The organism is Pseudoflavonifractor sp. BSD2780061688st1 E11, from assembly GCF_005844125.1.
Lineage (GTDB): Bacteria > Bacillota > Clostridia > Lachnospirales > Lachnospiraceae > Sellimonas > Sellimonas catena.
Genome location: NZ_SPHM01000018.1, coordinates 42,170 through 62,204 on the forward strand (window position 1 = coordinate 42,170; position 20,035 = coordinate 62,204).

The following is a 20,035-nucleotide window of genomic DNA, read 5'->3' on the forward strand; positions in this document are numbered from 1 at the left end:
GCTTTATTTTGAAGTATAGCCAAGTTTCTTTGCGTATGCAGCAACTGCTTTTTCAAAACATTCAATCGGAGGATGTACTGTTCCTGCTCCGATCTGTCCGTATCCTGCAATTTTATGCGCAATACCTGTATTGATAACCGGGGTAATGCCTTTCTCCACAACGAGTCTTGCATCAATTCCAAGGCAGATTCCCTGGAAGTTCCAGTTCGGAATAATAAAGTTCGGATTTCTGTCGATAGTAATTTCTGTCATTTCCGTACTTGTACGAAGTGCATCTTCATATCCGCCGGCTCCTACAAATCTCGTAACAGCAGGGGCCGCAATCATCGCCATTCCTCCGACACCAAATGTTTCTGTAATTGCGCTGTCACCCATATCCGGACATGCATCTTCTCCATCATATCCTGTAAAATACAGTCCCTGAGGTGTGTTGACCGGACCTGTAAACCATTCGTCTCCCATGCCGGCAATCCGGATTCCAAACTCGTAACCGTTTCTGCACATCGCAGTTACAATGGTTCCTTTTTCGATCGTACGTGCCGCATCCATAACAGCTTTTCCGGTTGCCATCATGATATTCAGGAAGAACTGGTCTGTATCGGAAAGGAACTTAATCACATCATAGCGATCTTTATCATCCATTTCCATCTTTGTAATAGTCGGCGCAACTTCCTTTAAGAACGCAAGGGAAGCTGCAATGTTCCTCTGATGGAATTCATCTCCCATCGCAATCGCTTTTGCGATCAACGGATTTACTGCAATACCGCCAAGCTCACGGATTGCCTTTCCAAGTGTCGGCCCAAGAATATCCCTCATCCAGCGGAGACGGTCTACTACTTCTTCTGAATATGCTCCAAACCGAAGTACTTTTCCGATACCTTCGTTCATTGTACAGTATGCTTCATTTCCATCTGTCATGTTCTTGACAACGAAAACTGCCATGTTCGGGGACGTAATACCTCCCATCGGTCCTACCGCCTTTACATGGTGGCATGGAATAAACCGGATTTCCCCTGATTCCAGAAGTTTTCTTGCATCCGCTTCATTATCCGCCCACTCTTCAAAAAGAACTGCTCCCACACAGGAACCCTGCATTGGATCCGGCATGTTCTCATACGCAACCGGCGGTCCTGCATGTAAAATCACTTTTCCTTCATTCATTTCCGGAATCACGTCTTTTGCTCTGACATTATCGATAATTACCGGCTGGCTGGCAACCACTTTCGCAATAACCTCCCGGTTCGCTTCATCAATATCCAGACCTTCATAGTGACGCAGGAAGTTGAGTGTTCTGATTAATTCTACATTTCCTCCTGCCGGCGGCATCCAGTCATATTGTACAACCTGACATCCGAACTGTTCTACGACTTCCGCAAAGCTCTTCAGACCGATGTTGATGATCTTCGGTTTCTCGGAAAGAAGCGCGCGAAGCTTTTCAGATGGTACTGCCTTTTCTGCTTCTACTGCCTTCTTCGGACGTACTTCCTTAACCGGTTCCGTGAAATCTCTTCCGACAGCCCGGATTGCTGTCCGGCATGCAAGTTTATTGTTTTCACAGACAATTACGCCTGCTTCTTTTAATTTACGTACAGCCTCATCATATCCCTGATAGTCTCTTCTTGTCCCGCAGACAGTCGCAATAAAGAACACTTTCCTTCCTGCTGCATCAGCCTTTGCTTTCAGCTCTTTAATCGTAGGAAGAAGAGCTCCTGCCATATCCTCATGAGATCCGTATCCAAGCATAATATCAAGGAGAACGGCTCCTGTGCTCTCGTCATCAACCGCTTCCTGCATGCATTCAATCCGTTTCGCAGGGTCAATCATCGGATGAGGTTTGCCCTGAGTATAAGCGTCATCCCCAAGATCCACAACAACATTACCATCCAGCTGAAGCATATATCCTTCGATATCTTCCGGCGGTACTTTCACATCCATCGCATCTTTGATCAGCATGGCAGCTTCATTTGCCAGAGTTCCGCCTGAATAATATGCCTTGATCGTCTTTCCGTCTTCCGCCTTGTAAAACGTAGTTTCATCCACATCCGCAACAGCTTCCGGAATCTCTGTTCCTCTCATCAGCCCCACTGCCAGTCTTGCCGCCTCATCCAGTGTATACGCATGGTAGAAGTTTTCTTCATGGTATTCCGGTTTTTCGCCTACAAACAATGTGACAACCGGTTTGCTGAAATTACTCAGTCTTGCGGCAATTTTGTCACGGACTTCTTTTGCCGGCGGTTTGGAAACAATGATGACAACCTTCACCGTGTCATCATCTTCCATTGCGTCAATCATATCCATCATGGTGATTCCGCCTACCGCTGCATTCAGATCTCTTCCTCCGATTCCGATCGCGTTGGTTACACCTTCACCAAGACGGTCGATAATTGTTGTCAGTTCCTGAATTCCCGTGCCTGATGCTCCGATAATCCCAATAGAACCAGGCGCTACATTATTGGTAAACGCAATCGGAACGCTCTGAATAATGCCGGTGCCGCAGTCCGGTCCCATTACAGCCAGCCCTTTTTCATGTGCTTTCTTTTTCAATCTGACTTCGTCCTCAAGTGTCACGTTGTCGCTGAACATGAATACGTTCATTCCTTCATCAAGCGCGCGGTCTGCTTCGAGAGCTGCATAGGCACCAGGAATGGAAATCACAGCCAGGTTTGCATCCGGAAGCTTCTGGAGCGCCTTGTCCCATGATTTCACGCTTTCTGTTCCTTTTTTTTCACCGCTTTCCGCGGACTGCTGGCGGAAAAACTCTTCTGTTTCTTCCATAATTGTATCCAGAAGGCTGTCATCATCAATATCCGCTACAACAACCATATCATTCGCTGTTGCTGCCATAAGTTCCTCTGTGTCCAGCCCGCTTTGTTTGAAAATATCCTTGTTGGCAGGCGTTGCCATCATGATGGAAACCTTTTTGACTCCTTCAATCGCTGATATCTTGTTGGTCAGAAGCATCAGCACAACAGAGTCATGATAGCTGCCTTTTTTTACTACTGTTTTTAACATGTCTTTCTCTCACTCCTATTCTGCAAATCTGTTTTTATGATCATATCGATTGTAGTGGATATCATCGCTTTTCAGGTATTCATAAATAGAATCTACGATCTCAATGCCGCCCGTCTTGTATGCTTTTTCTTTTCTCATCTGCGCACGTTCTCCCGGATAATACACTTTATCATATCCGTCGGCTGTCGGCATTGCGTTCAGCTCATCACAGGTTGCGGACATATTTCTCTTAAATGTTTCAAGTCCCACAAAGCGTTCCGGGTCCATCACGATATGCATCTGTCCAAGCTCTCTTCCCTTGGAGCAGTCATGGTACATGGAGCTGACATGCTTTCCAAACGGAACCCCTGTCATGATACCGGAGAAAATATCTACCATCATCATCAGTCCGTATCCCTTTGCTCCGGCAATCGGAAGGAGGGCATTCACCTTGTTCGGATCAGTTACCGGATTTCCCTTCTCATCTACCGCCCAGTTGTCCGGGATAGATTCACCTCTGGATCTCTTATCCAGGATCTTGCCCCAGGCCTGTACAGTAGTTGCCATATCGAAAACTACTGTCCGGTCATCTGCTGTCGGCGCCGCAAAAGAAATCGGGTTGGTGCCATAATAAGGTTCTGTTCCTCCCGGAGGTACTGCCATCGGATCAGACTGGCAAAAAGAAATCGCAGCCAGATCGTTTTTTGCCGCCATCTCCGTGTAGTAACCGATAGAACCACTATGAGAAATATTACTGATACCGATAACGGCAATTCCGTTCTTCTTTGCTATCTCGATCGCTATGTCCATTGCCTCTTTTGCTGCTGCATATCCGCATCCATTGTCTCCGTCAAACATACCGGAACATGGACCTGTTTCCTTAAATGTGAAATTTGGATTCGCGGTAATGCCGCCTTTGGCAATTCTTTCACTGTAGTATTCCACTCTCACTGCTCCATGAGAATGATAGCCTCTCTCATCGGACCATGTCATAACTTCTGCCGCAATATCAGCATGCTTTTCGTTCAGTCCGGCTTTCATCAGCTTGTTTTTCATCAGGCCTTTCAATTCTTCTCTGGATAATTTCATTTTTCCATCTCTCCTTAACTATTCGTTCCCTTCTTAAAACTGATAGCATTATTATCCCAATTTACCGGGGATTTTTCAAGCGTAGAACTAGATAAACACCAAAAACATTTTTATCTAGTTTTGTATAATTTGTCTCATTTTTATCAATTATTTTCCGATTCTATGTACTTTCAGACAAGAAGTTCTTTCATCCGGTTAAAATCCCTTGTGTTATTGCCCAGTTTTTCCGTCTCTCCTGCTTTTTTTTGCACATCCTTTATGAGATAAAATGAAATCGGCATTATCCAAAATGGATAATGCCGATTTCTGCGCAAACATTCTATATAAAACTATTAAGGAATAACTTACCGTCATCTGCTGATTAGAGCTGTACGTCTCTGTTGCAGTCTTTTGAGTAGATGTAAATCAGATCCTCTTCTTTACCTACACCATAGCATGCCTGAGGGCAGTAGCTGTCCATGAATACATAATCGCCCTTCTTTAACGGAATCCAGTCATCACCGATTCTGTACATTGCCTTTCCCTGAAGGAAGTACATACCATGCTGCTGAATATGAGTCTCAATATATCCATGAGATCCGCCCAGTTTGAATTTCAGAAGATGCATGTTCATATCAAATCCAAAATCTCCTGCTGCCGGAAGGAAATCTTTGCTGTGGCAGTTTTCCATTCCTTCATATGGCATCCACGGTGTGTCATTAATATTGGCTACAACTGTATGAGCGCTGTATCCCTCTACCGCCTCATATCTACGTTTGTATGCAAACAGTGTAGCGTCCTGTGCACCTGCGTTTTTAAATGCAATTGTATTTCCTGCCGGAGAATAGATGTATCCGCCGGCTGTCAGAGTTGCCTCTTCATCTGCGTTTTTCACAGTAATGCTTCCTTCTACCACATAGATGAAAGATTCGATGCCTTCTCCTCCAAATGCAGGATTGCTTCCGTTTTCATGTACTGTGATCAAGTAATCCGCAAAAGTTGCTCCCATAGCCGGAGATCCAAGAATGGTCACATCACAGTTCTCATATCCCGGGATTGCATTTTTTACAATTCCGTCTGGTTCAATTACTGCGTAGCTTCCCATTTTTACAACGGATCTTGTATTAAGAAGATCTTCGCGATATCCTGTCTGACCATTTAAATAGCTCATAACATATCCTCTCTTTCACTTTATTTGGACCGTTCAGTCTTTATGATTTTATTATTACAATTCTTTTTCCCTTTTTCAAGCAAAATATCAGATAAAATACCTGCCGTTTTTTATCCAGTTTTGCCCTGTTTTTCTTCCACAGGAGCTCTGACTTCCTTCCCGATCCCAGTAAACAGACACTGTCTGTCATTCATAAATCCTACATCTCCATACCATCATCTTAAAATCAGCATATATAGTTGTTGGGTATCAAAATACGTGCTAAACTAATCATAGCGGTTTACGTATTTATGAAGCAGGTTCCCGTGCATCAATCCGGCTGTACGTTGTAAATACCAAAACTGCTGTTTTTTCAAAACATCGAAATCATCTGCCCTGCATCAGCAGCTGTGCCGGATGCGGGCAGAAATTCCAAATATAACAAAAGAAAGGATCGTTAATATGATATCGATAAAAGAACTCGAAACAAAAGGCAGCGCATTTCCGGTCCGTGCCGTTGTCTATACGAATCCATCTGTCGAACCCAGGGCCTGTATTCTCTATTTCCACGGAGGCGGGCTTCTATATGGACACGCGGAAGATCTTCCTTCCCTGCATCTGCAGAGACTGACCGAGGCCGGCTACCCTGTCGTTTCTTTTGAGTATCCTCTGGCTCCGGCCGCAAAGCTGGACACCATTTTGGCATGTGTATGCAGTTCCATCAATCATTACCTGAATCACTGGCAGGAATATGTCCCGAAAAGACTTCCATATGTTCTTTTTGGCCGTTCTGCCGGAGCATATCTCTGCCTGACCGCTGCCGCCCACGGAAAACTTGATGAAAAACCCGCAGGAATCCTGTCCTACTATGGCTATGGATTTCTCTGTGACCATTGGTACGAAACACCCAGCAGTTACTACTGCTCTCTCCCGGCAGTTTCCGAAGCCTGTCTGGATGCTATTCCAAAAGAAATCCATACTTCCGGAGATCTGGATACCCATTACAGTGTCTATGTATATGCACGGCAGACAGGAAAATGGAAATCGCTCATCTACGAAGGACGCGAAAAATTCTTTTATCTGGATTACTCTCTTCGTACCATCGATACACTGCCGTGCCCTCTTTTCACCGCACACAGTACCGGGGATACTGATGTTCCTTATGAAGAATTCACTGCCCTCTGCAGCCGGTATAATCCGGTTCGATATATTTCAGCCGGAAACATCCACGACTTTGACCGGGATGAGAAATCGCCGGAGACCACAAAACTGTTGGACGAAACAATTGCTTTTCTGAAAACCATAGAGTAAACCGCAAAAGGGTGGATAGAAAAAGGGGCTATCGGTAAATAGATAGTCCCTTTCTTTAACAGCTTCTTCTGTCTATTTGATTTTCTTTACAAATTCTCCAACGCCTTTTTCCGCAACAATTTTGCCGTCTTCTGCTACAATATTTCCTCTTACGATTGTGCATACCGGAAGACCTTTTCCTTTCATTCCTACAAAAGCGGAAATTTTGTTAACATAAAGCAGCGAATCACTTGTGATTTCCCACTCTTTTTCCGGATCGATGATAATCATATCCGCATCAAAGCCTACACGGATATCACCTTTCTTGCCATAAATTCCAAATGCTTCTGCCGGTTTCTTTGCCATTGCGTTTGCAAGAACTGTCGGACATACATTACGTTTTACGCATCCTTCATAGAAGCTTACCTGGACACCGCTCTGGATTCCGCTGATTCCGCCCCATACGTCAAATACATTTTCGATCTTTGTTCCAAGAATTTCATTATATTTTTCATCATAGGAACACGGAGAATGGTCGCTTGCGATTCCGCTGAATGTACCGTCTTCTACGTAGCTCCAGAGTCTGTCTACTTCTTCCTGAGAACGGAGCGGCGGCGCACATTTGAACATTGGTCCGTTCTTGAGCACATCCTGATCTGTCATGCTCAGATAGTGAGAACATGTCTCGGCCGTAATATCATAGCCTTCCTGCTGTGCTTCTTTAATTTTCTGCGCAACATCCGGACTGCTGACGTGACAGATATGCGCTTTACATCCTGTTGCTTTTGCAAGTTCAATAATATCAACTGTCGCAAGCATTTCTGCGGCAACCGGTCTGGAATCCAGGAACCCCTGCCAGTCAAGGCGTCCTTCTTCTTTCATACGCTTTTCCAGCCATTTAATTGTTGAAAAATCTTCGCAGTGGAATCCGGCTCTTCCGCCAAATTCCTTAATAATGTTCATTGCCTCGTAAGCCTGTCCATACGTCAGCGGAGAGTAATCCGGAGAAACAGGTCCGATGAAAGATTTAAATGCCACGCATCCTTTCTCGTCAAGCCCTTTCAGATCCTGGAAGTTATCCGGAATCAATCCGCCCCAGAAGCAGTAATCTACATATGCGTTCGGGTCGACTTTCGCGATTTTCTTTTCCATAATTTCTGCCGTTGTCATAGCCGGTTCATTCTGGAGCGGCATGTCGATAATTGTAGTATATCCACCTACTGCCGCGGCTGCTGTACCGTGTTCGTAATCTTCACGCCATTCATAACCCGGATCATTCAGATGTGCATGAGTATCAATTGCACCCGGGAATACATAACCCCCTTTTGCATCCACAGTTCTGGAAGCTTCCGGTTCCTCTCCGGCCAGAAGAATTGCCGCGATTTTTCCGTCCTTCACTGCTACGTTTCCTTCATAAACAGCCTCTGCAGTTACAATTTTTCCGTTCTTTACCAATAAATCATACATGTCTTTTTCCTCCTTTTACATTAAGATCATGCTGTTTTAATCTGCCGCTTTATCCTTATTCATGATTTTATTCAGGATATAGTAAACCAGTCCGGCCGGGACAAGGCTGATAATCCAGGAAATATCCAGGAAAATAATACCTACAACAGCTCCCACTGCAACACCGATAATGGCCGCCAGATTAATTCCTCTGTACGGTCCGTCCGGATTATAATAGTTTTTCAATGTTACTTTCTGTCTGTTATTAATATAGTAATCAACAACAAGAATCGCAAAAATCGGTCCAAGAACAGCGCCTGAAACCAGTACAAAAATATTCAGTCCTGCCGCCGAGGAGTCTTTGACCAGTTCCCAAGGGAATGTCACATAAGCAAGAAGTCCGATAATGATCGCACATTTCTTAACCGGAAGTTTTGCCAGCTCTGCCAGGACATAAATAGGCGGAAGTGCATTATTCAGCATATTAACAGTAACAACACCGAATACAATACCTAAAAGCGTAATAACCGTAATCACTTTGTTCGGCATGATGTAGGCAAATCCAACAATCGGGTTTGCTATTCCTGTTACGCTTGTAACCAGAAGACCGATGATTCCCATAAATACCACAGAAGGAACCATCGCAAATCCATATGCTGCACAGCGGGTTCCTGCGCCGTATCCCGGCTTCAGCTCTCTTACAGAGTCTCCGATATTTACAAGCAGCGCGCAGTTGGATCCGATGAAAGCTGTAATCGCTCCCCAGAACGGAAGTCCCCAGGATCCTTTTTTGTTTACCACTTCTGTTACAACGTCTCCATGCATGCTCAAAATCGTAATCAATGCATAGATCAGGGCAAGAATAACAACCGCACCGCCGATGTTGTTGATAATCTTAATTCCCTGGAATCCTTTTGCTGAAAGCACAATCTGAAGTGCCTGGAACAGGATGAACCATAATACAATATTATCAAATCCGCAGATAATTTTGCTGATTTCATTAATTGCAGATGCGCCTACCCAGCTCTGGAATCCATACCAGATAACCGCCGGAATCGCACGGCATAACGATGGCAGCAGTGTACCTTTATATCCGAACGCCCCTCTTAACTGTACAACATACGGAATTCCTGTCTTATAGCAGAGTTTGTCATTTAATGCCATGCAGACTGCACAGATTAATCCGCCTAATGCAATGGCGATAATGGCCTGCATCAGGTTCATTCCTCCTGACACAAGGTTGGAACCTAAAGTCAGGTTCGCTGTGGAAACACTCCCTCCAATCCAAACCAGCCAGTAGGAAAAGGCTCCCATTGTCCTCTTTTCTGCCGGTACCGGGCCAAGTCCGTCTTTCCCGACTTCAACTCCTGTGTTTTCTCCTTCTCTTGTCTGTCCGCTCATTTTATTCCTCCTGTCTTAATCCCCCCTCCTGATCAGAGGGCTGAAATTTCCTTATTTCTCTGTCGGTGTCACATATTTGCCGTAGCCGACCGCATCTTCCTTATACATACCATCCTTCGCGACCACTTTTCCACGGATGATTGTATAGACAGGTGCTCCTTTACCTTCCAGACCGTCAAAGCAGGACACATGACCTTTTGTCAGCAGTTCTTCCTGTCTGCATTTCCATGCTTTCTCCGGATCCACAATGACAATGTCACCATCAAAGCCGAGTTCAAATGCACCTTTCTGTCCATACAGCCCAAATACCTTTGCCGGATTATAATCCATAACTTTGGCAATCAGACTCGGGCTGAGTCCTTTTTTATGTACTACCATATCAAACATCATAGGGAGGAAGAACTGGATGGAGTTCAGTCCGCCCCATGCCTGCCAGATATCTTTTGTCTCATTGTCTTTTTCCTCATCTGCTGCCGGAGAATGATCGCTTCCAACACAGGAAAGTGTTCCATCCAGAACGTAATCCCAGAGTTTTTCCATATCCTCTTTCTTCCTCATCGGAGGCGTACATTTGGCTGGAGCACCCTTTTCAAATACAAAGTCTTCTGTAAATCCAAGATAATGCGGGCATGTCTCCGCAGTTACCGGAAGTCCTTCGTGAATTGCATCTTTTACTACCTGTGCCACCATCGGATGGCTCACATGACAGATATGGACGCGTCCTCCCGTTGCTCTTGCCATATCAATAATATTTTTTGTAGCAACGTATTCTGTCCATACGTCGTGCGCGTCAAGGAATGCACGGATCTTTTCTTCTCTGCTCAGTCCTTCTTTTGCTTTCGCTTCTTTTTCCCGCTCAAGCACCTGTCCGTATTCTTCGCAGTGGAATCCGCACAGTGCATTATAAGGTTTCAGAATTTCAAGTGCTTTTCTGACATTTCCCATGTTAACGGTAGGAAACAGATCGCCGTTCGGGCATGTAAATCCTTTGAATGCCGCAACACCGCATTTATGCAGGTCAACCAGATCGTTCATATTATTCTTTACCGAATCCGGTTTATCATCATAGTCTCCTACAATTCCTCCCCAGAGAGCAAAATCCACTGCTGAATGCTTGCTGATTTTTCCCATTTTCAGATCAAAGATTTCTTTATTCATCAGAGATGGGTTATTGTTCAGCGGCATGTCAATCAGACATGTACACCCTGCCGCCGCAGCTGCTCTTGATCCTGTTTCAAAATCTTCCCGATATTCAAATCCAGGTTCGTTTAAATGGGCATGACAGTCAATAATACCCGGAAATACATAATTCCCCCCGGCATCAATCTCTTCTTTTGCTTCTGCCGGGGTCCCCTTTTCAAGAAATGCGGCGTATACGCCGTTCTTGATTGCAATATCGGCTTCGTAAATTCTGTCTGGTGTAACAAGTTTCCCGTTTCTTACAATTAAGTCATACATGGTGTGTACCTCCTTCTTTTCCCCAATATATTTTTTCCGCTTTATAAAGTATAAAAAAATCTGTATCACATAACAAGTGTACGAATAGGCAAAAAAACTGTTCCTTTTTATCTATTATGTATAATTTTTCTCCTGATTTTCGCTTTTTTTGTGCTTTTTATCTATCCTTTTCTGAGGTATAATTCCCTTATCATGATAGAAAGGACGTACTGCTTATGAATATTCCTGTTATCTGCGCATCTTCGTATGCTCTCTCTCTTCTGCAGAAAACAGCATCTTTTCAGGTGCATTCCGTGTACCGGAAAACCATCAATCTTTCCGGCGGTTCCTCTCTGCTTTCCCTGCAGGCTTTTGGATCCCCTGTCTCTCCGCTGAGTCTGATCACCTGCCTGTCCCTGCCGGAAATGGAGATGCTAAAAGCAGCACCCGGCATCCCCGTCCAGAATAGACCGGACGGTCTTGCTTTCTCCGCCTCCGGAGAGGAATATATCTTTACGCTCTTAGGCACGCAGACTGTGGACTCTTTTCTCCGCTCAGGATTGCCTGACCATGCTGTACCGCTCATCCGAAAGGCCCTCTCATCAGCTGAAACTACAGGATTCCGGATATTATTTCCTGAGCTGGAAGCAAATCCTGCCCCGCCGGGTCAGTTTCTGATCAACGAAGCGGCACAGCATCTTCTGGATCAGTGTACAGCTTTAATCCGGCAGGGAAACTGGGAGATGGCCGCCTGTTTTCTGTCCCGCCTGACCGGGCTTGGCATCGGTCTGACCCCAAGCGGTGACGACTTCCTGTGCGGCGCTCTTGCAGGGCTGATCCTTGCCGACATGACCGGTCATCCTTTTTTTACTGCACTGAAACAGGAAGTCCGCAAGCATCTGAATCAGACCAACGACATCAGCCGGGCTTTTCTCTCCTGTGCTCTTCTGGGGCAGTTCAGCCAGGCAGTCTGTTCCCTTTCGTCCGCCCGGTCCGCTGGAGAAATCCTCTCCTCTTTCCAGGCCATCGGACACTCGTCAGGGACGGATACCCTATGTGGAATCTACTATATTTTTACCTCTTTTTCAAAAGAACCAACTGTATAAAAAAAGTGTGTACCGGCTGAGTGAATATGCGTCTCAGCTGATACACACTTTCTTTCTATGTGCTACCTTATCCGGCAGACACGCATCTACTATTTCTGGCTCTGATAAGAAACCTGTTTCTTGTCGTTGTATACGTCATAGTCGAATTCTCCGATCTTGCATGCAACCAGCATAGCAACCATAACGTCTACGTCTACATTCATCAATGTACGGAACATTCCTGCGAACCAGTCGATACCGATCAGAACTGCAATACTGTCCATCGGCAGTCCAAGAGAGGACGCAAGGAATGTATAAACGATCACAGATCCGCCCGGAACGGAAATGGTTCCCAGACACATCAGACAGGAAAGAAGAATCGCCATACCCATCTGATACGGGCTCAGATCAATTCCTGTGGACTGTGCCATAAAGAAAATAGCCACCACATAACACTGGGCAGCTCCACAGCTGTTCATTGCCATGGTAATCGGGCCTGTGAAGTCTGCAACCTTACGGCTGACACCGAATTTCTCCACTTCATCTTCCATTTTTGTCGGAAGACAGATGGCACCGGATGTGGTTGTAATAGCCATCATGGACATCTTCGCAAATTTCTTCGGCATTTTAAACAGGTTTACTTTGCAGAGAGCCGCAGTAAGCGGTCCGAATACAAGGAACTGAATTGCATCGCCGACAAGAAGAATTCCAAGGAATTTTGCCATTGGCACGATAACCGCAAATCCTGTCTTTCCGGCAACATTTGCCAACAGACAGAAGATACCGATCGGCGCTACTTTCATGACAATCTTGATAATATTTGTAATGACAGCATTCACGCCCACTACCAGATCCGCAATGTTTCTGTTCTTTGTCGTCTTTGTGTACTGTCCCATCGCCACACCGAAGAACAATGCAAACACGATACAAGGAACCATGGATCCTTCTGCCATGGACTGAATGATGTTGGTCGGTACAAATGCAGTGATCGTATCCTGAAGAGATGTGGATACTGCTGTTTCCGTAACTTCCTCTGCACTTGACAGATCAATGCCAAGTCCCGGTTTTACAAGTATTGCCATTACTGCACCAAGTGCAGCAGAGAAAATTGTAAACCCGATGATCCATTTGAATGTATGGAAGCCCATCTTTCCAACATCCCGTCCGTCTCCTCCACCGACAGCGCCTGCCACGGCAGACATAACCAGAAGCACAACGGACATCTGAATCAGACGTAAGAAGATATCACCGATAAACTTCAGGTTGGATGCCCACGGTCCTACGATCGCTCCGAAAACCAGACCACCAACCGTACCGATCAGGATCTGTGTTGTCAACGAAATTGACAGTTTTTTCTTCTTTTCCATCCATATTTCCTTCCTTTCTTTATAATATTTCTCATACGGAAAATATAGTTTTATTCTACAGAATGCTTTCGCACATTACAATGCAAAAAGGAGGGAAAATATTTTTTTTTTATCCATTTTGTATAATTTAATCCTTGTTTCTTTCTGTTTTTCGTCTATTCAACCAAAAATTATTCTTTCTTTTTGTTTATTTCTTCTGCCATATAAACATCCAGCGCCGCATCTACGGCTTTTCCTGCTGTCACTTTTGCGCCGTTTCTTCGCATAACCGTTTCCAGCGCTCCAAGAAGCAGAAGGATATTTCGTTTCTGGCTGGAATATCCCATATTTCCGATTCTCAGGATTTTTCCGTCCAGCGGGCCAAAGGAGGTGGCAATTTCAATACCGAACTCGTTTAACAGCATTCCTCTGACTGCTTTTCCGTCTACTCCTTCCGGAATATTGATGGCGGTTACAACCGGCATCTTGTGCTCCAGATCCCCGAAAATTTCAAGCCCCATCGCCTGCAGGCCGGCTGTCAGTGCCCGGTCATTTAATTGATGTCTTGCAAACCGTGCTTCGAGCGTTTCCTCCACGATACAGCGGAGTGCTTCATGCACCGCATACTGCATGCTGGTTGCCTCTGTATGGTGGTTAAGCCGGCGCGGGCTCCAGTAATCTTCCAGCTGTCCAAGGTCCAGATAGTTGCTTGGGATTCCGGCAAGCTGCCCCGCCACATCATCCGCCGTACGGATTCCTTTCTCCACACGTTTTCTCGCTTTGACAATCTGCTCGATCTGCTCATTGTAAGTGATCAGGGCAGAGCCTGACGGAGCGGAAATACATTTCTGTGTTCCGGAAATGCAGGCAGATAATTTCCATTCATCGACTTTTACTTCTGCTCCTCCCAGAGTTGCCACTGCATCTACAATCAGAAGGGCTCCGTACCTCTCGCAGATTTCTCCGATTTCTTTCAGCGGCTGCATCATGGATGTAGAAGTCTCCCCGTGGATGCAGGCTACTGCCTTATAGCTGTCTTTTTTCAGCGCATCCTCCACTTCCTGCGGATCAAACACAGTTCCCCATTCTTTCTCCAAAAGCGTGATCTGCGCTCCGCAGCGCTCCAGGATCTCCGCCAGCAGATATCCGAAACGTCCGAATGCCGGGATCAGTACTTTATCCCCCGGACAGATGGCTCCGGTAAGAACCGTCTCAAGTCCTCCTCTGGAGGTAGTATCCACAAGATATGTCTGACGGTTTTTCGTCTGGAACACATAGCGTTCCATCTCCATTGTCTCATTCATCAGTTCGGTAAACTCCGGGTCAAACTGTCCCAGAATATGTGCACTCATCGCGCGCAGCACACGTGGGTCCGCCTCAACCGGTCCCGGTGTCATCAGTGTGCGTGGTGATGGATTGATTTCTTTGAATTTTCTCATGTTTCGTTAACTCCTTTTCCTACTTTACAAACCCTTTTTTCGAATTCCTGTTTTGATTATGCAGTCCGGAAATTCTCAGACTGATAGGAAAGCACCGCCGCATGGACTGCCTTTTTCATAATATCAATTGCCTGGTCGACATGCTCTTTCTTTAAGATCAGCGGCGGGATCATCCGGTTGGTGCTATCGCCGATCGCCGTGATCAAAAGGCGTCTCTTCATACATTCCGCCTTGACTTCGTGTGCAATCGGAATATCGAATTCACATCCTGTCAGGAGTCCTCTTCCGCGGACTTCTTTAATATGAGGAAGTTCTTTCATCCGTTTCATGAAATACTCTCCCATGATTTTGGCATTTTCGCTCAAATTCTGATCAAGGATTTCTGAAATTGATGCCAGCGCCGCCGCACATGCTACCGGATGTCCTCCATAAGTAGAACCATGGGATCCGGATGTCATGACCCTTGCGAGCTCCTTTGACATACAACATGCACCGATCGGCATTCCGCCTCCCATCGCTTTTGCCATCGTGACCGCATCCGGCTTCACGCCATATCCCATAAATGCCATGATATCTCCTGTTCTTCCCCATCCGGTCTGTACTTCGTCAAGGAGAAGAAGCATTCCTCTCTCATCGCAGAGCTTCCTTAAGCCTTCGATAAATTCCTGGCTGGCCGGATGAACTCCGCCTTCACCCTGTACCGGCTCAATCATGATCGCAATCGTATTTTCAGTACATTTGCTCTTAAAATCTTCCAGATTGTTAAATTCCGCATAGGAAAATCCCGGAAGTACCGGTTTATATCCCAGCTGGCATCCGTTGTCCGGCTGTCCTGTCGCGGAAAGCGCACCGTAAGTACGTCCATGGAATCCATTTTTGGCCGTTACAATATGGTAATGCTCCGGTCCGAATTTCTCCGTCCCGTATTTTCTGGCCATTTTGATCATGCATTCATTTGCTTCCGTTCCGGAATTCTGATAAAAAATTTTGTCCATGCCGATGGTATCACAGATCTTCTTTGCAAGCAAGGCCTGCGGAACCGTATATGGATAATTGAATGTGTGAATGATATCATCTGTCTGTTCGTGGATTGCCTCCACAACCTTCGGATTGCGGTTTCCTACGCTGTTTACTGCCACGCCGCCGTAAAAGTCCAGGTAGGCGTTTCCTTTTTCATCATACAGATACATGCCTTCCGCCCGTTCTGCAATAAACGGATATCGTTCATATGTTTCTACCATATATTTGTTCACAATTTTTTTCAGTTTCTCCGCTGTCAGCCCTGCATCTTTTAATCTCATACCAATCTTCTTCCTTTCTGCATCCTTTTCGTTTTGCCGCGCTGCCGAAAAGCTTTTTATTCTGCGGGAAATCCTTCGGATTCTCCTGCAAAAATAAAAAAAGGTGCCAGATCGTCTTTCGATCTGACACCTTTGTCACGCGATATGGTTATATTACCCCGTTTTTTCCCGTCTGTCAAATGCTTTTTCAAAAAATGCATGATTTTCTTTCAGATTTATCCGAGCAGACGGATATAAAATGTAAATGCCCTTTCTTCGTTTCCTTTTACCAGATACGGCTCATGTGCCCATGCACCCCAGCTGTTGTCTCCTCCGACTCCTGTCTGTTTTTCCATAATCCGCAGGACAGAAGCATATACCGGAGGAAGTTCATAGGCATGCTCCGCGGATTCAATCTCATGACATGTATAAGGAAGTACGGAAAAATCAAAGTTTCTGTCCGCCTCAATCCGAATACCGCATCCTTCCTGATCCGTCAGCTCTATCCATCTGGTATCTGTATGATTACCGCATTCCTGAGGTCTGACATAAGGTGTCATCCCTTTCTCCGCCGTCGTCTGGAATACGCCGATACGTCCTCCGCATGCCCGGTCGCAATAAGTCTCTTCCGGTCCTTTTCCATACCATGTTACCCGTGAAAACTCTTTTGGAAGCTTCCAGGACATTCCAAAACACGGCAGATCCGGCACATTCGGGAATCCATTGTATTTCTCCGTGACTTTCATCGTTCCTTCCCCGTTTACCAAAACAGAAACCGTACATGTCACACCTTCAAACAACTGATATGTTGTCTCAACTTCCAGTCCTTCTTTTTCTTTCCGGATATCTACCTGATTCACTTTTGGATACAAAGATGCCGTCTTCCACGGTGCGCACTTCTCAGCCATACGGTACCCTGCATCATTGTCTGTCGGCGCTCTCCAGAACTCCGGCTTTAATGTATGGCCGATATGATAGACAAGCTCTTTCCCGCCAATTTTACATGCAGTCATTTTTCCATTGTCTTTTTCAAAGGTAATACGGAATCCCCTGCCCACGACAGAAACAGAAAAATCTCCATCTACAATTTCCGGTTCTGCAGCGGACTCTTCTCTTTTGACTTTCCGGCTTCCCACCATTTCCACCGACTGTCCAAAACAGAATTCCTCTCCTTCTTCTGCGTACGGTGTACTCTCCTTATAGACAAGCGCGGCTGTCCGGACATATTCTCCCGGCTCGTCGCCTGCCAAAAAGCTGCATGGTATTTTCACCTCTTCTCCAGGTCCCATTTCCACATCTGTGCTGCCCCGGCGCAATACCTGTCCATCTTTTTCCAGCGTCCATCTGAGCCGGTACGCCGCGGTTGTCTCAAACAGCTGTCTGCTCTTTATACGTATTCCATCTTCCTCCGGGATGAGCTCATATGGTTGATACAGGTAACGAACCTCCTGCATTTTCGGGGAAAGTGTCCTGTCCGCAAAAATCACACCATCCGCACAGAATGCGTAATTGGACGGTCTGTCTCCAAAATCCCCTCCATAAGCCAGATATTCCTTTCCATCCGGTCCTTTTTTGTAAAGCGCCTGATCAATATAATCCCATATAAAACCACCGCAGTACTGAGGATACTGATCTAAAAGTCTCGTATATTCATCCAGATTGCCTGTAGAATTTCCCATGGAGTGAGCATATTCACACAACACATATGGTTTCTCCGGATGATCTTTCAGGTATTCTTCTGCCTTCTGCGGCGAGGCATACATCCGGCTTTCCAGATCTGTCGTTCCTGCCCATTCCGGTGTATGACAGACATTTTCATAGTGTACCGGACGGCTGTTGTCTCTTTTTCTGAAATACATGCTCATGTCATACAGATTTTTCCCGCCCCATGACTCATTTCCTACGCTCCAGCAGAAAATACAGGCATGGTTTTTGTCCCTTTCAAGCATCGCTTCCGCCCGGCTTATAACCGCTTCTCTCCACTGTGGAAAATCTCCCGGCAGTGTGTGTTCAAATTTCATCGTGTGCCATGTTCCGTGTGTCTCCAGATTCACCTCATCCATGACATAGATTCCGAATCTGTCGCACAGATCATACCAGGCCGTCTGATTTGGATAATGACTTGTTCTCACGGCATTAAAATTGTTCTTTTTCAAAAACCGGATATCCCATTCCATCTCTTCCATTCCGACCGCCCTGCCTTTTGATGGTGAGAATTCATGCCGGTTCACTCCGTTTATCCGCAGACGCTTTCCATTAAACAGAAGTACTGCATCTTTTATCTCCACTTTTCTAAATCCGATCAGATACGGAACTGCTTCCTGTATGGTTCCTGCAGAATCACATACCGTCAAAAGGAGTCTGTAAAGGTAGGGAAGTTCGGCGCTCCAAAGTTTTGCCTGCGGAACCTCAAACGAAATCTCCGCCCTGCCGTCATGAATTTGGACCCTTCCTGCCATAATTTCCTTTTCTTCCTTTTCAAAAGGACTGTCCATGCGGATAAGACCGTCTGCCAGTGTCCAGCATATTTCTCCGTCATCTGCTCCGTCCAGTAAAATGCAGACCTCTGCTCCGGCATTCGTATATGTAATGTCCAGATCCGTCTTTACCTCGATGTCACGAATGTGCAGATCCGGTATCGCCGTCAGAGCGACCTCCCGTATAATTCCTCCCATTCTCCAGAAATCCTGATCTTCAAGCCATGCCCCGGAAGAAAAACGGGATACTTCCACCGCGAGTCTGTTTTCTCCTTCTTTGAGAAAATCCGTAATCTCAAATACAGCCGGCGTATAGCTGTCCTCGCTGTATCCGGCATAAATCCCGTTCACCCAGAAATGAAACGCGGTCTCCACACCTTCAAAATGGATCTGGATTCTTTTTCCCTTCATCCGGTCCGGAACCGAAAATGTCGTCACATAGCATCCTGTCGGGTTGTCTTTTTCCGGCACTTCATGCGGCTTCACATCTTCAATCCCATTCCATGGATAGTCTGTATCACGGTATACCGGTGATCCGTAGCCGCTTAGTTCCATCTGTGCCGGTACTGGAATCGTATTCCAACCTTCACAGGAGAACGATTCCTTCTCAAATCCATCCGGCACACTGTCCGGATTCGGCACATAAAGGAAGCGCCATCTTCCATTCAGGCTGTATCTTAAACGCATCTCCTTCCCTGATACTGCTTCCTTTTCTGTCTCATACCATCGATGATCCGATACCGGTTTCATTCTGTTTTCCTGAAAAAATTCCGGATCAGACAGATGTCTTTTGATTTCTTCTCGTTTCATAGATCCTCCGTAATCATATTTCTTTTTTCCATTATTTTTTTCGGATTCTGTCTGCTACATGAACCCGGAAAAACTGTATCAGCGGGCCATTGAAAAATGCATTGCACAAAGTCCCTATACCAATAATCGTCCACAGAGAGCTGTCTGACATCAGACAGAATATCACTCCGACAACTACAACTGTGATATCACTTCCAACGCGTGCATACCGAAACCCGATCTTTCCTCTGCTCATCTTTCCGATAATCAAAGCAACACTGTCATACGGCGAAATTCCCATTTCAGCCGCCATATAGAGCGCAACCCCAAGACCGGCAAACAGACACCCTGTAACCAGTGCCGCGATACGCAGCGGTAATGTCATCTCCATCTGTAGAGAATCCTGTACAAGCCAACATAGAAAATCCGCACCATATCCGACTCCCACCATATTCACAATCGTTCCTGCTCCAATACAGTTCCGCACCGTAAAAAATACCACTGCCAGAATCACTGCATTCATAATCAACTGCCATGTACCAAATGTCATTCCCAGATATCCGCTGATCCCGAGATTCATACATGTAAAAGCATCTACGCCAAAACCGCTCAGACGGTAGCATCCGACACAAATACTGATAAAAAGATTGCCTGTCAGCATCATGACCATTCTCTTTACCAGCTCATTCCCTTTTCTGCTCATTTTTTGATCCCCGTTTCTGTAAAATGTAATGTCTGAATTCTAATTCCATCCGGTTCGGATTCTTTCGTTTTCAGTATAAAATCGTCCGGTTCTTTTTGCAATACGGCATATGGAAAAACTGAAATTTAGCAGA

The 20,035-nt window shown here is 45.7% G+C and carries 13 protein-coding genes; 2 read left to right on the forward strand and 11 right to left on the reverse strand.

What is annotated here, in order from left to right; translation table 11 throughout:
- Window positions 1-3 precede the first annotated feature (3 nt).
- From fdrA to allE, 3 genes are all read right to left on the reverse strand, one after another.
- Window positions 4-3,012 (reverse strand): DUF1116 domain-containing protein, encoded by a 3,009-nt coding sequence (gene fdrA, locus FGQ85_RS09760; RefSeq protein WP_138373351.1) that lies wholly within the window; start codon window positions 3,010-3,012, stop codon window positions 4-6.
- A gap of 15 nt (window positions 3,013-3,027) precedes the next feature.
- The gene (gene allD / locus FGQ85_RS09765; protein ID WP_138373352.1) at window positions 3,028-4,080 is read right to left on the reverse strand and encodes an ureidoglycolate dehydrogenase; all 1,053 of its coding nucleotides are present in this window, start codon (window positions 4,078-4,080) and stop codon (window positions 3,028-3,030) included.
- Window positions 4,081-4,441: 361 nt separating this feature from the next.
- Window positions 4,442-5,230 (reverse strand): (S)-ureidoglycine aminohydrolase, encoded by a 789-nt coding sequence (allE, locus tag FGQ85_RS09770; protein ID WP_087253812.1) that lies wholly within the window; start codon window positions 5,228-5,230, stop codon window positions 4,442-4,444.
- Window positions 5,231-5,671: 441 nt separating this feature from the next.
- Here allE and FGQ85_RS09775 point away from each other — a divergent pair, with 441 nt between their 5' ends.
- Complete coding sequence (locus tag FGQ85_RS09775) at window positions 5,672-6,520, forward strand: alpha/beta hydrolase (RefSeq protein WP_138373353.1); 849 nt, start codon at window positions 5,672-5,674, stop codon at window positions 6,518-6,520.
- A gap of 72 nt (window positions 6,521-6,592) precedes the next feature.
- On the opposite strand, the gene allB (FGQ85_RS09780) is transcribed toward FGQ85_RS09775, so the two are convergent.
- The 3 genes from allB (FGQ85_RS09780) to allB (FGQ85_RS09790) are packed head-to-tail and all read right to left on the reverse strand — an operon-like array spanning window position 6,593 to window position 10,804.
- Window positions 6,593-7,966, reverse strand: coding sequence for an allantoinase AllB (gene allB / locus FGQ85_RS09780; RefSeq protein WP_087253815.1), 1,374 nt, complete (start codon window positions 7,964-7,966; stop codon window positions 6,593-6,595).
- Between the two features lie 36 nt (window positions 7,967-8,002).
- A complete protein-coding gene (locus FGQ85_RS09785; protein WP_138373354.1) occupies window positions 8,003-9,346 on the reverse strand; it encodes an NCS1 family transporter in 1,344 nt (447 codons plus the stop codon).
- A 51-nt stretch (window positions 9,347-9,397) separates the two neighbouring features.
- Window positions 9,398-10,804 (reverse strand): allantoinase AllB, encoded by a 1,407-nt coding sequence (allB, locus tag FGQ85_RS09790; RefSeq protein ID WP_087253822.1) that lies wholly within the window; start codon window positions 10,802-10,804, stop codon window positions 9,398-9,400.
- Between the two features lie 215 nt (window positions 10,805-11,019).
- Between allB (FGQ85_RS09790) and FGQ85_RS09795 the strand changes: the two genes are divergently transcribed.
- Window positions 11,020-11,889, forward strand: coding sequence for a DUF2877 domain-containing protein (locus FGQ85_RS09795; protein ID WP_138373355.1), 870 nt, complete (start codon window positions 11,020-11,022; stop codon window positions 11,887-11,889).
- Between the two features lie 89 nt (window positions 11,890-11,978).
- On the opposite strand, the gene FGQ85_RS09800 is transcribed toward FGQ85_RS09795, so the two are convergent.
- The 5 genes from FGQ85_RS09800 to FGQ85_RS09820 form a co-directional block, all read right to left on the reverse strand.
- On the reverse strand, window positions 11,979-13,235 hold the full coding sequence (locus FGQ85_RS09800; protein WP_138373356.1) for a dicarboxylate/amino acid:cation symporter: 1,257 nt from the start codon (window positions 13,233-13,235) through the stop codon (window positions 11,979-11,981).
- Window positions 13,236-13,405: 170 nt separating this feature from the next.
- Window positions 13,406-14,653, reverse strand: a complete 1,248-nt coding sequence (locus tag FGQ85_RS09805; protein ID WP_118637227.1) for an alanine--glyoxylate aminotransferase family protein — start codon at window positions 14,651-14,653, stop codon at window positions 13,406-13,408.
- 56 nt (window positions 14,654-14,709) lie between these two features.
- A complete protein-coding gene (locus FGQ85_RS09810) occupies window positions 14,710-15,954 on the reverse strand; it encodes an acetylornithine/succinylornithine family transaminase (protein WP_118637225.1) in 1,245 nt (414 codons plus the stop codon).
- Between the two features lie 215 nt (window positions 15,955-16,169).
- Window positions 16,170-19,220: a glycoside hydrolase family 2 TIM barrel-domain containing protein gene (locus tag FGQ85_RS09815; RefSeq protein WP_138373357.1), complete on the reverse strand. Its 3,051-nt coding sequence runs from the start codon at window positions 19,218-19,220 to the stop codon at window positions 16,170-16,172.
- A 31-nt stretch (window positions 19,221-19,251) separates the two neighbouring features.
- Window positions 19,252-19,902, reverse strand: a complete 651-nt coding sequence (locus FGQ85_RS09820; protein WP_171027932.1) for a hypothetical protein — start codon at window positions 19,900-19,902, stop codon at window positions 19,252-19,254.
- Between the last annotated feature and the right edge of the window lie 133 nt (window positions 19,903-20,035).

Bases quoted from the DNA above. Each gene is read 5' to 3' on its own strand.
- fdrA (WP_138373351.1), bottom strand. From the start codon at position 3,012: ATGTTAAAAACAGTAGTAAAAAAAGGCAGCTATCATGACTCTGTTGTG.
- allD (WP_138373352.1), bottom strand. From the start codon at position 4,080: ATGAAATTATCCAGAGAAGAATTGAAAGGCCTGATGAAAAACAAGCTG.
- allE (WP_087253812.1), bottom strand. From the start codon at position 5,230: ATGAGCTATTTAAATGGTCAGACAGGATATCGCGAAGATCTTCTTAAT.
- FGQ85_RS09775 (WP_138373353.1), top strand. From the start codon at position 5,672: ATGATATCGATAAAAGAACTCGAAACAAAAGGCAGCGCATTTCCGGTC.
- allB (WP_087253815.1), bottom strand. From the start codon at position 7,966: ATGTATGATTTATTGGTAAAGAACGGAAAAATTGTAACTGCAGAGGCT.
- FGQ85_RS09785 (WP_138373354.1), bottom strand. From the start codon at position 9,346: ATGAGCGGACAGACAAGAGAAGGAGAAAACACAGGAGTTGAAGTCGGG.
- allB (WP_087253822.1), bottom strand. From the start codon at position 10,804: ATGTATGACTTAATTGTAAGAAACGGGAAACTTGTTACACCAGACAGA.
- FGQ85_RS09795 (WP_138373355.1), top strand. From the start codon at position 11,020: ATGAATATTCCTGTTATCTGCGCATCTTCGTATGCTCTCTCTCTTCTG.
- FGQ85_RS09800 (WP_138373356.1), bottom strand. From the start codon at position 13,235: ATGGAAAAGAAGAAAAAACTGTCAATTTCGTTGACAACACAGATCCTG.
- FGQ85_RS09805 (WP_118637227.1), bottom strand. From the start codon at position 14,653: ATGAGAAAATTCAAAGAAATCAATCCATCACCACGCACACTGATGACA.
- FGQ85_RS09810 (WP_118637225.1), bottom strand. From the start codon at position 15,954: ATGAGATTAAAAGATGCAGGGCTGACAGCGGAGAAACTGAAAAAAATT.
- FGQ85_RS09815 (WP_138373357.1), bottom strand. From the start codon at position 19,220: ATGAAACGAGAAGAAATCAAAAGACATCTGTCTGATCCGGAATTTTTT.
- FGQ85_RS09820 (WP_171027932.1), bottom strand. From the start codon at position 19,902: ATGAGCAGAAAAGGGAATGAGCTGGTAAAGAGAATGGTCATGATGCTG.